Source organism: Bradyrhizobium sp. ISRA436 (assembly GCF_029910015.1).
Classification (GTDB): domain Bacteria; phylum Pseudomonadota; class Alphaproteobacteria; order Rhizobiales; family Xanthobacteraceae; genus Bradyrhizobium.
Genome location: NZ_CP094519.1, coordinates 297,659 through 311,421, shown reverse-complemented (window position 1 = coordinate 311,421; position 13,763 = coordinate 297,659). Strand labels below are relative to the sequence as shown.

Here is a 13,763-nt window from a genome sequence, read left to right as displayed (position 1 = left end):
ATTGGCACCTGCTGATGTCATCCCCGCTTGCCCGCCTTGATCTCCTCGAATTTGGCAAGCGCTTGCTCAAACTTGCCGTTGAAAAGCCACATGGCATCGAGGATTTCGCGGAAGGTCGCAGATGTTCTTGCCCTGTCGGCCCGACCGAACGCGAAGATGCTGTTGTTCCGCAGGTATCGCATGATCCTGGCATCGGAAATTCTGTAGCCGACGAGGTTGCCCGAGCCGAGTGCGGCCCTGGTCGGCGTGGGAATGATCTGGATAAGCTCAAAGAGCTTCATTTGATCGATCGTGTCAGGCAAGGCTTTCAGGATCGCCGGGACCTCCGGGAAAATATCCGCGTGCGCGTTCATGAGGGCGTCTCGCACGGCGGTCCAGTGATTGAGCCGATGATCCAGTTTGCCGACCCGCGCTTCTTCCTTGTCGTCGCGACGGCTCAGTGCAGAATCGAAGGCTGCGATTGATCCCTTGATCGCTGCCCATTTCCTTCGACCGTTTCGATCTTCGGACGGACCCGTCTGCAGACTCCCCTTGTATGTGTTCGACCGCGCATTTCCTGCATTCTGCTTGCCGCCCGTCTCGGCAAAGAAAAGGCCGAGGCTGATGCGGCCCGCGGCTGCGGCATTCGCGGCATCCAGGCTCTTGGCCCGCGCGATCGCAGTCGCCAGATCGATGACGTCCTTGAATGGAGTATCCGATCGTTGCGCGCTGGTGGGCGGGGCCTCCATGAGGTCGAAAAGCTTCCTGTACTCATCGAACAACGGCTCATTGTCAGCATCAAAATATGCCGGAGGGATTCCGAATCTGTTGGGTCTTCCAATCCTGGACGGAAGCGCGTCGGTGAGATCCTTGTATGCGCTCATCATTTCGACACGGGCAAGGTAAAGGGCCTGGCCCGGCAGGTTGGGCAGCGGCTGGTGGGAATCGATCTGTGCGCGACGCTGGCGCAGGATCGACTCGAAGTCCCTCACGGCCTTGTCGTAGGTCTCGCGCGCGGCCGATTGCTTGCTCGTCAGTCCGCCCGGCTGGCCCCTGGCTGGAGACACGAAACCACCGATGGCGACCGAGGCCAGCGACCCGGCCGCACCGAAGATCGCATGCGTTGCGAGCTGCGGCGTGAGGAGCAGCGCGACAGAAAGCGCAGCCGCGAGTGCAGCGGCAGATGTCCTGATCGCCATAACGGCTTCCCGATGGCTGAGCTTCGCCGGATCCGACACCTCAGATCGTAGATGACGAACACGCCGGCTGCGAGGCGGAAGCCCCGCAATCCGACCGTGTTCCGTTTCCCAGCGCGGCCAGATCGCACCAAAAGTCGCCGGAAAGCCTGCAAAATCCACGGCGCCGGCCCGAAATTCGGTCACCCAAAGCGCCAACAAACCGTTGTTTTTTGGCGTTTTCTGACTATATTGCGTCGCAACGCGCCAGGTGCCCGGTCCATTGGCCGGGCTTCCTTTTTGGGGCGATGCGTCCCCGTCAAATTTCTTAGGTATGAGCGTGATCCGGGCCCGGATGGGCCACGTCTGCGGCCGGCCCGAGTTGTCCGGCGAGACCGCGTTCACGACCCTTTGCACGACCAGAAGAAGAGCCATGAACCTTCGTAACGTCGCCATCATCGCCCACGTCGACCACGGCAAGACCACCCTCGTCGACCGCCTGCTGCAGCAATCCGGCACCTTCCGCGAAAACCAGAAGGTGACCGAGCGCGCCATGGACTCCAACGACCTGGAGCGCGAGCGCGGCATCACCATCCTGGCGAAAGCCGCCTCGGTGCAATGGAAAGACATCCGCATCAACATCGTTGACACCCCCGGCCACGCCGATTTCGGCGGCGAGGTCGAGCGCATCCTCAATATGGTCGACGGCGCGCTGGTGCTGGTCGACGCGGCCGAAGGCCCGCTGCCGCAGACCAAATTCGTGGTGTCGAAGGCGCTGAAGATCGGCCTGAAGCCGATCGTCGTCATCAACAAGGTCGACCGCCCCGACGCGCGCCCGACCGAAGTCATCAACGAGGTGTTCGACCTGTTCGCGGCGCTCGATGCCAGCGAGGAGCAGCTCGACTTCCCGATTTTATATGGGTCGGCCAAGCAGGGCTGGATGGCCGACAGCCCGGAAGGGCCGAAGGATCTCGGCATGCAGCCGCTGTTCGACCTGATCGTGCGCCATGTCGAGCCGCCGAAGGTTGAGGAAGGTCCGTTCCGCATGATCGGCACCATCCTCGAAGCCAACCCCTATCTCGGCCGCATCATCACCGGCCGCATCTCCTCCGGTTCGATCAAGCCGAACCAGCAGGTGAAGGTACTGTCCGCCGACGGCAAGCTGATCGAGCAGGGCCGCCTGACCAAGATCCTCGCCTTCCGCGGCCTCGAGCGCACCCCGCTCGATGAGGCCGAGGCCGGCGACATCGTCGCGATCGCGGGCCTCACCAAGGGCACCGTCGCCGACACCTTCTGCGATCCCAGCGTCGACACAGCGCTGCCGGCGCAGCCGATCGATCCGCCCACCGTGTCGATGTCGTTCATCGTCAACAACTCGCCGCTCGCCGGCACCGAAGGCGACAAGGTGACCTCGCGCATGATCCGCGACCGCCTGCTGCGCGAAGCCGAGGGCAATGTCGCGCTGCGCGTCGTCGAGGCCGCCGACAAGGATTCCATGGAGGTCTCCGGCCGCGGCGAATTGCAGCTCGCGATCCTGATCGAGACCATGCGTCGCGAGGGCTTCGAGCTTTCGGTGTCGCGCCCGCGCGTCGTGCTGCAGAAGGACGAGACCACCGGCGGCTGGCAGGAGCCGATCGAGGAGGTCGTGATCGACGTCGACGAGGAGCATTCGGGCGTCGTCGTGCAGAAGATGAGCGAGCGCAAGGCCGAGATGATCGAGATGCGTCCGTCCGGCGGCAACCGCCTGCGGCTGGTGTTCTACGCGCCGACCCGCGGCTTGATCGGCTACCAGGGCGAACTGCTGACCGACACCCGCGGCACCGCGATCATGAACCGCATCTTCCACGGCTACGCCCCCTACAAGGGCGAGATCCAGGGCCGCCGCAACGGCGTGCTGATCTCCAACGACCAGGGTGAGGCGGTGGCCTATGCGATGTTCAAGCTGGAAGACCGCGGCCCGATGATGATCGAGCCGGGCTGGAAGGTCTACAGGGGCATGATCGTCGGCGAGCACACCCGCGACAACGATCTCGAGATCAACGTGCTGAAGGGCAAGCAGCTCACCAACATCCGCACCACCTCGAAGGACGAAGCGGTGCGCCTGACGCCGCCGATCCGGATGACGCTGGAAAAGGCGCTCGCCTATATCGAGGACGACGAGCTCGTCGAGGTGACGCCGAAGTCGATCCGGCTGCGCAAGAAGCATCTCGATCCGAACGAGCGCAAGCGCGCCGAAAAGGCCAAGGAAGCGGTGGCGTGAGCCAATCTGTCATGCCCCGGCTCGACCGGGGCATCCAGTACGCCGCGGCCCGTCAGCTCAATCATTACTGTCTCTGGAATACTGGATCACCCGCATGCGCGGGTGATGACAGTCATGCGCGTTGCGACTTTAGACGTGCTTCTGGACGTGCTAGAGCCGGGACATGAGTTCGCTTCCCTCCACAGTCGACGTCGCCATCATCGGCGCCGGCGCCGCCGGCCTCGGCTCCGCGCATGCGCTGAAGGACTCCGGCCTCTCGATCATCGTGCTGGAAGCCCGCGACCGCGTCGGCGGGCGGGCGCATACGATCCAGGCTGCGCCCGACGTGGTGTTCGATGTCGGCTGCGGCTGGCTGCATTCGGCCGACCAGAACAGCTTCGTCGGTATCGCCGAGCGGCTCAAATTCGAGATCAGCAAGGACCTGCCGCCCTGGGGCCAGCGGGCCTATGGCAACGCGTTCCCGCAGGCCGATCGCGACGCGTTCACGCTTGCGCTCGACCAATTCTACGATCGCATCGAAGCGGCCGCGCAGGACGGCAAGGACGCGCCTGCCAGCATCTATCTCGAGCCCGGCAACCGCTGGAACCCGATGATCGATGCGATCTCGACCTATGTGAACGGCTGCGAGCTCGACCGGGTCTCGATCCTCGATGTGGACGAATACGAAGACACCAACATCAATTGGCGCGTGCGGCGCGGCTATGGCGCGCTGATTGCGGCCTACGGCGCGCTTGTGCCCGTGGCCCTGAACTGCGCGGTCAGGCTGATCGATCACGCGGGCAAGCGCGTGCGCATCGAGACCTCACGCGGCACGCTCGAGGCCGACAGAGTGATCGTCACGGTGCCGACCAATTTGATCGCCGATGAAGCGATCCGCTTCTCGCCCGCGCTGCCGGACAAGGTGGATGCCGCGCGCGGCCTGCCGCTCGGTCTCGCCGACAAGGTGACGCTGGCGCTCGATGACGCGGCAGCGCTGCCGAAGGAAGGCAATCTGCGCGGCGCCACCATGCGCACCGAGATGGGCACTTATCACATCCGCCCGTTCGGCCAGCCCTGCATCGAAGGCTTCTTCGGCGGCCGCTTCGCGCAAGCGCTCGAAGACGCTGGCGATGGCGCCTTCGCCGCGCACAGCATCGACGAGATCGTCTCATTCCTCGGCAATGATTTCCGCCGCAAGCTGAAGCCGCTCAGCGAATCCCGCTGGTCGCACGACCCGTTCGCCCGCGGTTCCTATTCGCACGCTTTGCCCGGCCACGCCGACAAGCGCGCCGTGCTCGCTGCACCGCTCGACAGCCGGCTGTTCTTCGCCGGCGAGGCGACCTCGCCGCACTTCTTTTCGACCGCGCATGGAGCGAGGGACAGCGGAGAGAGGGCGGCGAAGGAGGTGCTGGCGGCGAGCGCGCAGTAAAGGTACCGGTTCTAGCCCTTGAACACCTTGTCTCGATGAAATTTCAAGTATTGGGCATTGGGGTGGAAAGCTCCATCGTTCGGCAGATGAATCGTACCACTCCGATTTAGATTTAAGAGACGAGTGGCATCCTCAGGAACGTGGTTTGCCGCTACCAGAATTTTGTAATCGTCCCCGATCGAAATCAGCCCCCGGTCAAACATCCAATGGACGGTTCCGGAAAGCGCAATTCCATTTCGGACCGAATCTGGTCCCTTCGATGCCACCGGCTGTATGTGCGCCGCTTGAACCTCCGGCCGGCCTCCGCCGTTGATCAAGCGAAGTCCTGTCATTGCACACCGGTTTGCATAAGCAGCGCGGACGTTATGCATGAATGATCGCTCTCGGAATGGCCGAGAAATAGTCATCTCTACGATAGAACGCTCAAATGGCGTTGTCGGCTCGGATAGTCCCAAAGCTGGTTCCTGCTGAAGCGCAGGGCTTTCATTCAGCACTGGAGCAAAACCAGCCTTCAATATGAGATCAAACTCGGCGTCGGGGATGAGACGTACAGCTCTTCCGAAGGCTCCCTTGTTCGTCGAACCGTCCGCTTTCTTCAACGCGCTTTCAAAATACTCCTTGCCCACCGCGAACGGCACAGGCGCGTCGAAGTCAAGATAGTTGTCGATGAGCGCGTAATAGTGATCCGCAAGCTCCTCATCCTCGACGACAGCCGTGACTCGGGCGACCCCGAAATAAGATTGCCGACCTCCAAAGCTTGATAGTTCGACGCTTGATCGTCTCGGCTCGTAGTAGACGATGTGATCGCCAACTGCTTGCCTCACGTGATTGAGGTATGTCTTCGGAAAGTGATAACGAGCTTCCGGGAGATCTCTGTATCCCGGCACCACCTTGGTTGTGAAAACTGCTTTGGCCATTCAGCCCAGTGATTCATTTACTTGCGGCAAGAAAGTCTAATCCGAATTGCCTCAGATATACTAGACGGCTTTATTCCAGAACCCGCGCCCGCGTATCGGCGTCGGGCACGAAGCACGTCTCGTACTTCCCGAAGATACGGTAGCGGTTACGCGCGATCAGGCTGTAGACCGCATCGCGCAGCGGCTTTGGCACGGCGAACAGCACGCGTGTCCACTCCCATCCCGGCAGATGACTTAGCACGGTCAGCGCGGCATCGGATTTCATATACGCAACGCCACCGCGCACCAGGGCGTTGGTGTCGGGATCATCGGGGTCGATGCCAAAAGCCTTTGCCAGCCGCGTGCCGTAGTCCGACTGGATCGGCGTGAAGCGAAAGCGGCGTGCCGTGTCGCGGGCGATGACGAAGCGGACCCAGCGCGAGCAGAAGACGCAGACGCCGTCGTAGAGGATCACGTCGTCGTCGGGCCAGGCGGTCATCGTTGATTCTCTTGACACGTTTTTTCTTCACGCGAACGATGCCTGCGACCAGGCCGAGGGCCGCGCTGCGCACGCGCATCTCGATCTGCAAGAAGATCACCGGCACCCGGAACATCCCGGCCACGGCATAGAGCGCAAGCGACGTCAGCAGCCAGCGCTTGGTCGGGCTCGTCGCCGACAGCATCATCACAGTCCGAAACTTCACGTGCTTACTCGTTTCCGGCAACCTGTGGACTTCGCTGCCATAGGCCGGACGGGCGCCGAAATCCACTCTGGCGCCGAGGCCGGCAACGTCGGCAGGTTGGCACGCCTGGGCACATACCGCGCTCGAATCAGTCCGGAGGCATTTTCCGGGGACGCCGGCGCTGTCACAACACGCCGCCGCCGTGGCCTTACCTGTTGATGGATCAGGAAATCCGTCGGTTGTGGCAGCCGCCCTGTCCTCTTTCGACACAAGTCTTCATGACACTGATGCAAAAAGCCCACAGATTAACCGATAATTAAGGATAGACCTTGAAGGCGGCCGTCCGACTTGCTTTGATTATGGCCATGAGCACAACGCTGATCGAGGTCCGGGCGGCCAAAGCTGCAGACGCAGCCGCGGTGGCGTCTACGCATGATGAAGCCTGGCGCTCGGCGTACCAGGGCATCATCCCCGGCGCCGAACTCGAAAAGCTGATCAACCGTCGCGGCCCGCAATGGTGGGACAGCGCGATCCGCAAGGGCAGCCGCGTCAGCGTGCTGGTGTTCGGCGACAAGATCGCCGGCTACGCCAATTACGGCCGCAACCGCGCCCGCAGCCTGCACTTTGAAGGCGAGATCTACGAGCTCTATTTGCGGCCGGAATTCCAGGGTCTCGGCTTCGGCCGGCGCCTGTTCACCGCCGCGCGCCGCGACCTGATCCAGAGCGGCCTGAAGAGCATGGTGATCTGGGCACTGTCCGACAACGAGCCGGCGACCGAGTTCTATCGTGCGCTGGGCGGCCGCATGGTGGCACGCTCTTCGGAGCGATTCGGACCCAAATCGCTCGACAAGGTCGCTTTCGCCTGGGCCAACTGAAAATCCTGCTTCTCTCGCAGCTGCAGCAAGGCTAAACCAGCCGGAGCGCTTTGCGCGAAGGCCTGCCCCGCGACAAGCCGGGGTTCATGCTGCTTTCGCGCCCTGATAGCGCCAAACAAAAAATCACATCGTTCTCAACTTCCAAAAGGCCACGCGGAGCAATCCATGCGTATCGACGCCATATCGACCGGTAAGAACCCGCCCCACGACGTCAACGTCATCATCGAAGTGCCTGTGGGCGGCGAGCCGATCAAATACGAGATGGACAAGGAGGCCGGCACGCTGGTGGTGGATCGCTTCCTCTATACGCCGATGCGCTATCCCGGGAACTACGGCTTCATCCCGCACACGCTGTCCAACGACGGCGACCCCTGCGACGTGCTGATCATCAACACCCGCGCGATCGTCCCCGGCGCGGTGATGAGCGTGCGCCCGGTCGGCGTGCTCTTGATGGAGGACGAGGCCGGCGGCGACGAGAAGATCATCGCGGTGCCGTCATCGAAGCTGACCCAGCGCTACGACAAGGTGAAGAGCTACAGCGACCTTCCCGACATCACGCTGCAGCAGATCCAGCACTTCTTCGAGCACTACAAGGATCTCGAGAAAGGCAAGTGGGTGAAGGTGCTGCGCTGGGGCGACGCCGAGGAAGCCTGCAAGCTGATCCTGGAAGGGATTGAGCGGGCGAAGAAGAAGTAGCGAACCTCGCCCCGCTTGCGGGAGAGGTCGGATCGCATCGTGAGATGCGATCCGGGTGAGGGGGTACAGGTCCCTCAACCGTCAACGCTCGCGGAGAGAGCCCCTCACCCCAACCCTCTCCCCGCAAGAGCGGGGCGAGGGAGCCCACTCACACCGCCGGCGCGGGCAGGCCGTGGATCGCGCAAGCCGCGCGCAGTGTGTTCACCAGCAGGCACGCCACCGTCATCTGCCCGACGCCGCCCGGCACCGGCGTGATCGCGCCGGCGACTTTGAGCGCCTCCTGGAACGCGACGTCGCCGACCAGCTTCGGCTTGCCGCCCGGCACCGGAATCCGGTTGATGCCGACATCGATCACGGTCGCGCCCGGCTTCAGCCAGTTTCCCCGCACCATCTCGGGCCGGCCGACCGCGGCATAGACGAGATCAGCGTGAGCAACGAGCCCGGGCAGATCGCGCGAGCGCGAATGCGCGACCGTTACCGTCGCGTTCTCGTTCAGCAGCAATTGTACCAGCGGACGGCCGACCAGATTGGAGCGGCCGATCACGATCGCGTTCATGCCCTCGATCGACGGATGCACGCTCTTGGTCAGGATGATGCAACCGAGCGGCGTGCAGGGCGACAGCGCCGCGAGACCGCCGGCGAGCCGTCCGGCATTGTTCGGGTGCAGGCCGTCGACGTCCTTGGCGGGATCGATCGCATTGATGATGGTTTCGGTGTGCAGCGATTTGGGCAGCGGCAGCTGGACCAGGATGCCATGCACCAGCGGATCGCGGTTGAGCCGCTCGATCAGCGCCAGCAGATCCGCCTGCGAGACATCCGCCGGCAGCTTGTGCTCGAACGAGGCCATGCCGGCGGCCTGGGTCTGGGTGTGCTTGCTGCGGACATAGACCTCGCTCGCGGGATCGTTGCCGACCAGCACGACGGCGAGCCCCGGCGTGAGCTGATGGTCACGCTTCACCCGGGCAACCTCGTCAGCCACGCGGGCGCGAAGTTCAGCGGCGATGGCCTTTCCGTCGATGATACGGGCAGTCATGTCAGTCCTTTGTCTCTCGCGTTGCGGTCAGCTTCCGCAAGGTCCCGCCAAGCTCTTTCGGGTCGCCGTCGACGGCCACCTGCTTGAGCCGCGAGGTGGCGCCGGAGAGGATATTCACCCTGGCCTTGGGCACGCCAAGCGTCTTGGCAAGCAGCTCGGTCACCGCACGGTTGGCTTCCCCGCCCTCGGCAATGGCGCGCACCCTGACTTTCACCACGGACCGGCCGTTCGCCAGTGTTTCAATCCCGTCGATGCCGTCGCGTCCGCCGCGCGGCGTCACGCGCACCGAGATGCTGATGCCCTCGGTGGAATAGCGCCAAGGGTCCATCGACGAGTCCCTCGAAAAGGGTCAGATGACGTTCGGGTAGATGTAATACATGATCACTCGCTCGATAAACATGATGATCAGGATCACGATGATCGGCGAGATATCGAGCCCGCCCAGGTTCGGCATCACGTTCCGAATCGGCCGCAGCACCGGCTCCGTGATCCGGTAGAGGAACTCGGCCACCCCTGAGACGAACTGGTTGCGCGTGTTGACGACATTGAAGGCCACCAGCCAGGACAGGATGGCGGAGGCGATCAGGAGCCAGACATAGAGGTCAAGGACGATGATGACGATGTCGAGGACAGCACGCATGTGGTGGGGGCTCGCGGGTGGGACAGTCAGTTGAAGCACGACGAGACTGGGAATGAACCGTCATCGCGCTTCTTTTTGAGCATGATCTTTCTGGAAAACCGCTACGCATTTTGCGCTGGCGCGGCCTTCCGGGACCGGGTCATGCTCTAGATATCGGTTCATCCCCCCGCAAACAAGGGAACTTCCCCGGCCGCCGGGCCGAAAACCGCAGTTTAACCGTTCTTGACTTGGCCTTGGGCCGGACTGTAAATGGCGCCCGACTGTCGGCCGGGATACTCAGCACAACCCGGCTGCGATGGGGCCATAGCTCAGCTGGGAGAGCGCATCGTTCGCAATGATGAGGTCGGCGGTTCGATCCCGCCTGGCTCCACCAGCCTTCGCAGGCTACGCCCGCTTCGGCTCGGCAAGCCTTTTCGTAGCGAAGCTGCCGCGGCGTAGCCCGGAGGGCGAAGCCGGACTGGTCCAGCAAATCCACGTCTCGCGAGCTACGGCTGGGTAAACCCGGGGAGTCTATCCTGGCGAAGTGAGCGAAGGCGGCCCCGCCATAGCCCACAGGCGGGCCGAGGCAAGCCTTCCTGCTCTCGACCCCTCCCCTCACGTCCCCGTAAACCGCGGCGGCCGCTTCTCCACGAAGCTCGCGACGCCCTCCCTGAAATCGTTACTTTTGAGCGCGATCTGCATCTCGCGATTGGCGTCGATGGTGGCTTCGGCCAGCGTCTGGAACGGCACGTCGTAGAGCTGGCGCTTGATGGTGGCCATCGCGCTAGGTGAGACGAAATCGGCGAGATCGCGGGCATAGGCGTAGGTTTCCTCGCGCAGCCTGTCCGGCGTGCAGAGCCGGTTGACGAGGCCGATGCGCAGCGCCTCCTCGGCCGACACGCGCCGCGCGGACATCAGCAGATCGAGCGCGTTGGCGTGGCCGATGATGTGCGGCAGCATCCAGCTGATGCCGTGCTCGGCAATCAGGCCTCGCCGCGCGAAGGCTGTCGTGAACACCGCATTGTCGGCGGCAAAGCGCAGATCGCAGTAGAGCGCGTGGACGAGGCCGATGCCGGCGGCGGCGCCGTTGAGCATCGCGATGACAGGCTTCTTGATCGCGGGATAGTAGGCGTAACGTGTCTGCCAGTCGGCGCGACGGTTCATGTCGAACGGAATGCTCTCGCCGCGCCTGACCTCGTTGGGATCGATCCCCTTCAGCGCCTCCATGTCGGCACCGGCGCAGAACGCGCGGCCCGCACCGGTGATCACGATGACGCGGACATTGTCGTCATCAGCCGCAGCCTCCATCGCGCGGCGAACATCGCGCTCCATGATCGCCGTCCACGCATTCATGCGATCGGGGCGGTTGAGCGTGACGGTCGCGATGCTGTCGCTGACGTCGTAGAGGATGTGTTCGTAGCTCACGGCGATCTCCCTGTGGTTTGTTGTTATCGGCGCACGCGCAATTGCTGCGGCACCGGCCGCTGCGCGCAACACTAACACATCTGTCGAAATGAAAGGCGTGCGATGCCGCGAGCAATATTCCGCGCGACGGCTATTCCGCGGCTTGCAGCATTATCGTGCGCGGCGTGCGCGCGATCCAGTCGTCGATGAAATGCTTCAGCCACGCTCGCTCGGCGGCGTCGTAGACGGCGCGTTCGGCGAAATGCAGATGGCGCGGCTGCGCGCCCGGCGAATCCATGCGCACGCAACCGCGCGTGGTCCAGCGGTGCATCATCGCGTAGGTGACATCGGGATGGAACTGCAGGCCGAAGGCATTGTCGAACTGGAACGCCTGGATCGGAAAGTCATCGCCCGCGGCAAGCAGCTCCGCGCCGTCGGGCAATTGAAATCCCTCGCCGTGCCAGTGATAGACGCGCGCCGGCCAGTGCGGACAAAGCGCACGGCCCGCGGCCGTCGGCCTGATTGGATAGTAGCCGACCTCGACGCGCCCTTCCGGATGCGGCGCGACCTTTGCGCCAAGTTGCCGCGCCAGCATCTGGGCGCCCAGGCAGATGCCCAGGAACGGCCGCTGCTCACGTAGCGGCACGGCGATCCAGTCGATCTCGCGCCGCACGTAGTCGTCGAGATCGTTGGCGCTCATCGGGCCGCCGAAGATAACGGCGCCGGCGTGCTCGTCGAGCGTCTCAGGCAGCGCGTCGCCGAAGCGCGGGCGGCGAATGTCCAGCTTGTAGCCCAGCGCGTGCAGGGCGTTGCCGATCCGGCCGGGGGTCGATGTCTCCTGGTGCAGCACGATCAGGATCGGCTGCATCGGGGCCGGCTCCGGCGTGGCCGCGGCCGGCCTTCGATTTGCGAAGGGCACCACGACACTGGCTTGGTCCGACCGGAACGACATTGTCTCTGCTTAAGGATTCGGCACGTCAGGCAGGATCATAGCTAAGCAATTCTTAAGATCGCGTGAGCTTGATATCGCGTGAGCTTGCGCACGCTCACGCGAAGCAAGTCGCGGGCCATGAATGACCGTCGCGACGATGGCTAGCGCTTGCGGAGCTGAAAACCGCCGACAGCCGTCAGGATGAAGGAGCGCGGGAACAGGCGGAGCAGGAATGGCACGAGCTTGATGAAGAGTCCGGGCAACACGGCACGCTTGTTGGCCATCAGCCCCTGATAAGCCTGCCTGGCGACCTCTGCCGGCGCAACGTCAAGGATGGCGGAATCGAATCCGGGCGTAAAGCCGGCGCGCGCCTGGAACTCCGACGGCACCGGACCCGGGCACACCACGGTGACGCGCACGCCCTGCGGCGCCAGCTCGCGGCGCAGCGCCTCGGAAAACGACAGCACATAGGCCTTGGTGGCGTAGTAGACGGCCATGCCGGGTCCCGGCAGGAATCCGGCAATCGAGCCCAGATTGAGGATGCCACCGCGATGACGGATCAGCTGGTCGGCAAAGCGCAACGACAAATCGGTCAGAGCACGGACGTTGACCGCGATCATGTTGAGCTGCTCGACGCGGTCGCGCTTGATCGCGAGGCCGAACAGGCCAAAACCCGCATTGTTGACGAGATATTCGATCTCGACCCCGGCCTCGGTCAGGGCCGCGGCGATCTTGTCGCCGGCATCGTTCTCTTGCAGGTCGCAGGGAATCACGATCGGCGTCGCGCCGCCCTTGCCGCCGAGCTCGTCGGCGAGCGCCTTCAGGCGATCGGCACGCCGCGCCACCAGCGCCACACGGTGACCGTTCGATGCAAACACACGCGCCAGTTCGGTACCTATGCCCGCCGATGCCCCGGTTATCAGCGTCACACGCTCGGTCACGATCCAAACTCTTATTTCAAATTGCAGAGAGCTCTCGAACGGTCGCGACGAGAGCATAGGCATGCGGTGGGAGCAAGCCGCCCGTCAGCTTGTCGACAGGGAGCTCGCGCAAGTTTCACGCGAAACGCCGGATTTTCAGGCGGATCGCCCATGATCGCGGCAAATCACACCGGACATTAAAGTTTCGTCATCTGTGATGCTGCTGTGATGATGTCCGAGTTGACACAATAGGCGTGTCAGACCGGGGCGTGTCAGGTTGCCGCGTCTGCCGTGCCCCACGGGCCTTTCGGCAGCGCCGCCTGTTTCTCGGCGACGCGATGCTTGAGATCGATGCGGTCGCGCGAGGAAATGCCGAGCAAGTCGGCGGCACGCCAGACCACATTGTCCTCGAACTCGCTGACCTGGCCGTCGACATAGACCAACTCCCACATCATCTCGACGATGCGCAGCCGTCCCTCCTCGTTCACCGAGCGCATGATCACGCTGGTAAAGTGATAGAGATCGACGGCCTCGCCCTCGACCCGCATGGCCGATGCGATCAGCTTGTCGGCGGTGCCGGGATCGAGCTGGAAACGGCTCTCGATCAGGCTGTGCAGCTTGCGTTTCTCGACCGCCGTCGGCTCGCCGTCCAGCGACACGACGTGAACCAGCAGCGCAGTGGCCGCCAGACGGTAGTCGCTGTCGTCGAAGGTCCGGTCGGCCTGCGCGTCGGGGGACACGATATCGGCAATGAATTGGCGGAGTCCGTCGAGCATCGCTCTCTCTGTCGAATAGGCTTGATGAAAAACTATATGGCGCGGAAACAGAACCGGCGCAATCGGCCCCGGTTCCCGCACAAGCATTACGTTTCGGCAATGTCCCGA

The 13,763-nt window shown here is 63.2% G+C and carries 14 protein-coding genes, 1 tRNA gene and 1 pseudogene; 5 read left to right on the top strand and 11 right to left on the bottom strand.

Features of this window, described 5'->3' with window-relative positions; genetic code table 11:
- Nucleotides 1-17: 17 nt before the first annotated feature.
- On the bottom strand, nucleotides 18-1,178 hold the full coding sequence (locus MTX23_RS01460) for a hypothetical protein (RefSeq protein WP_280978333.1): 1,161 nt from the start codon (nucleotides 1,176-1,178) through the stop codon (nucleotides 18-20).
- 409 nt (nucleotides 1,179-1,587) lie between these two features.
- Here MTX23_RS01460 and typA point away from each other — a divergent pair, with 409 nt between their 5' ends.
- Complete coding sequence (typA, locus tag MTX23_RS01455; RefSeq protein ID WP_280974878.1) at nucleotides 1,588-3,414, top strand: translational GTPase TypA; 1,827 nt, start codon at nucleotides 1,588-1,590, stop codon at nucleotides 3,412-3,414.
- 163 nt (nucleotides 3,415-3,577) lie between these two features.
- On the top strand, nucleotides 3,578-4,822 hold the full coding sequence (locus MTX23_RS01450; RefSeq protein WP_280974877.1) for an NAD(P)/FAD-dependent oxidoreductase: 1,245 nt from the start codon (nucleotides 3,578-3,580) through the stop codon (nucleotides 4,820-4,822).
- A gap of 11 nt (nucleotides 4,823-4,833) precedes the next feature.
- Here the strand turns inward: MTX23_RS01450 and MTX23_RS01445 are convergent, their stop codons facing one another.
- The 3 genes and pseudogenes from MTX23_RS01445 to MTX23_RS36335 all read right to left on the bottom strand — a co-directional run.
- A complete protein-coding gene (locus MTX23_RS01445) occupies nucleotides 4,834-5,739 on the bottom strand; it encodes an HNH endonuclease (RefSeq protein ID WP_280974876.1) in 906 nt (301 codons plus the stop codon).
- A gap of 70 nt (nucleotides 5,740-5,809) precedes the next feature.
- Entirely contained in the window at nucleotides 5,810-6,217 is a 408-nt protein-coding gene (locus tag MTX23_RS01440) for a thiol-disulfide oxidoreductase DCC family protein (protein ID WP_280974875.1), read from the bottom strand.
- 73 nt (nucleotides 6,218-6,290) lie between these two features.
- Nucleotides 6,291-6,404 (bottom strand): annotated as a pseudogene (locus tag MTX23_RS36335) (DUF2269 family protein); the annotation flags it as partial.
- Between the two features lie 362 nt (nucleotides 6,405-6,766).
- On the opposite strand from MTX23_RS36335, the gene MTX23_RS01435 reads away from it, so the two are divergent.
- Both MTX23_RS01435 and ppa read left to right on the top strand, forming a co-directional pair.
- Entirely contained in the window at nucleotides 6,767-7,276 is a 510-nt protein-coding gene (locus tag MTX23_RS01435) for a GNAT family N-acetyltransferase (protein WP_280974874.1), read from the top strand.
- A 165-nt stretch (nucleotides 7,277-7,441) separates the two neighbouring features.
- On the top strand, nucleotides 7,442-7,972 hold the full coding sequence (gene ppa / locus MTX23_RS01430; RefSeq protein WP_280974873.1) for an inorganic diphosphatase: 531 nt from the start codon (nucleotides 7,442-7,444) through the stop codon (nucleotides 7,970-7,972).
- A gap of 148 nt (nucleotides 7,973-8,120) precedes the next feature.
- Here ppa and MTX23_RS01425 read toward each other — a convergent pair whose 3' ends face one another.
- Genes MTX23_RS01425 through MTX23_RS01415 form a run of 3 tightly spaced genes read right to left on the bottom strand, consistent with a single transcriptional unit; the run spans nucleotide 8,121 to nucleotide 9,645 of the window.
- The gene (locus MTX23_RS01425) at nucleotides 8,121-9,005 is read right to left on the bottom strand and encodes a bifunctional methylenetetrahydrofolate dehydrogenase/methenyltetrahydrofolate cyclohydrolase (RefSeq protein WP_280974872.1); all 885 of its coding nucleotides are present in this window, start codon (nucleotides 9,003-9,005) and stop codon (nucleotides 8,121-8,123) included.
- 1 nt (nucleotide 9,006) lies between these two features.
- Nucleotides 9,007-9,333, bottom strand: a complete 327-nt coding sequence (locus tag MTX23_RS01420; RefSeq protein ID WP_280974871.1) for a DUF167 domain-containing protein — start codon at nucleotides 9,331-9,333, stop codon at nucleotides 9,007-9,009.
- A gap of 21 nt (nucleotides 9,334-9,354) precedes the next feature.
- Nucleotides 9,355-9,645 (bottom strand): YggT family protein, encoded by a 291-nt coding sequence (locus MTX23_RS01415; RefSeq protein ID WP_280974870.1) that lies wholly within the window; start codon nucleotides 9,643-9,645, stop codon nucleotides 9,355-9,357.
- 297 nt (nucleotides 9,646-9,942) lie between these two features.
- On the opposite strand from MTX23_RS01415, the gene MTX23_RS01410 reads away from it, so the two are divergent.
- A tRNA-Ala gene (locus MTX23_RS01410) sits at nucleotides 9,943-10,018 on the top strand.
- 221 nt (nucleotides 10,019-10,239) lie between these two features.
- Here MTX23_RS01410 and MTX23_RS01405 read toward each other — a convergent pair.
- The 4 genes from MTX23_RS01405 to MTX23_RS01390 form a co-directional block, all read right to left on the bottom strand.
- Nucleotides 10,240-11,049 carry an enoyl-CoA hydratase gene (locus tag MTX23_RS01405; protein WP_280974869.1) on the bottom strand — a complete coding sequence of 270 codons (810 nt, stop codon included), beginning with the start codon at nucleotides 11,047-11,049 and terminating at the stop codon, nucleotides 10,240-10,242.
- A 130-nt stretch (nucleotides 11,050-11,179) separates the two neighbouring features.
- Nucleotides 11,180-11,980, bottom strand: a complete 801-nt coding sequence (locus MTX23_RS01400; protein WP_280974868.1) for a glutamine amidotransferase — start codon at nucleotides 11,978-11,980, stop codon at nucleotides 11,180-11,182.
- A gap of 140 nt (nucleotides 11,981-12,120) precedes the next feature.
- A complete protein-coding gene (locus tag MTX23_RS01395; protein WP_280974867.1) occupies nucleotides 12,121-12,900 on the bottom strand; it encodes an SDR family oxidoreductase in 780 nt (259 codons plus the stop codon).
- A 251-nt stretch (nucleotides 12,901-13,151) separates the two neighbouring features.
- On the bottom strand, nucleotides 13,152-13,655 hold the full coding sequence (locus MTX23_RS01390) for a TerB family tellurite resistance protein (protein ID WP_280974866.1): 504 nt from the start codon (nucleotides 13,653-13,655) through the stop codon (nucleotides 13,152-13,154).
- Nucleotides 13,656-13,763: the final 108 nt, after the last annotated feature.

What these genes read in the sequence shown, in the direction of transcription:
- MTX23_RS01460 (WP_280978333.1), bottom strand. Translation starts at nt 1,178, where the DNA reads ATGGCGATCAGGACATCTGCCGCTGCACTCGCGGCTGCGCTTTCTGTC.
- typA (WP_280974878.1), top strand. Translation starts at nt 1,588, where the DNA reads ATGAACCTTCGTAACGTCGCCATCATCGCCCACGTCGACCACGGCAAG.
- MTX23_RS01450 (WP_280974877.1), top strand. Translation starts at nt 3,578, where the DNA reads ATGAGTTCGCTTCCCTCCACAGTCGACGTCGCCATCATCGGCGCCGGC.
- MTX23_RS01445 (WP_280974876.1), bottom strand. Translation starts at nt 5,739, where the DNA reads ATGGCCAAAGCAGTTTTCACAACCAAGGTGGTGCCGGGATACAGAGAT.
- MTX23_RS01440 (WP_280974875.1), bottom strand. Translation starts at nt 6,217, where the DNA reads ATGACCGCCTGGCCCGACGACGACGTGATCCTCTACGACGGCGTCTGC.
- MTX23_RS01435 (WP_280974874.1), top strand. Translation starts at nt 6,767, where the DNA reads ATGAGCACAACGCTGATCGAGGTCCGGGCGGCCAAAGCTGCAGACGCA.
- ppa (WP_280974873.1), top strand. Translation starts at nt 7,442, where the DNA reads ATGCGTATCGACGCCATATCGACCGGTAAGAACCCGCCCCACGACGTC.
- MTX23_RS01425 (WP_280974872.1), bottom strand. Translation starts at nt 9,005, where the DNA reads ATGACTGCCCGTATCATCGACGGAAAGGCCATCGCCGCTGAACTTCGC.
- MTX23_RS01420 (WP_280974871.1), bottom strand. Translation starts at nt 9,333, where the DNA reads ATGGACCCTTGGCGCTATTCCACCGAGGGCATCAGCATCTCGGTGCGC.
- MTX23_RS01415 (WP_280974870.1), bottom strand. Translation starts at nt 9,645, where the DNA reads ATGCGTGCTGTCCTCGACATCGTCATCATCGTCCTTGACCTCTATGTC.
- MTX23_RS01400 (WP_280974868.1), bottom strand. Translation starts at nt 11,980, where the DNA reads ATGTCGTTCCGGTCGGACCAAGCCAGTGTCGTGGTGCCCTTCGCAAAT.
- MTX23_RS01390 (WP_280974866.1), bottom strand. Translation starts at nt 13,655, where the DNA reads ATGCTCGACGGACTCCGCCAATTCATTGCCGATATCGTGTCCCCCGAC.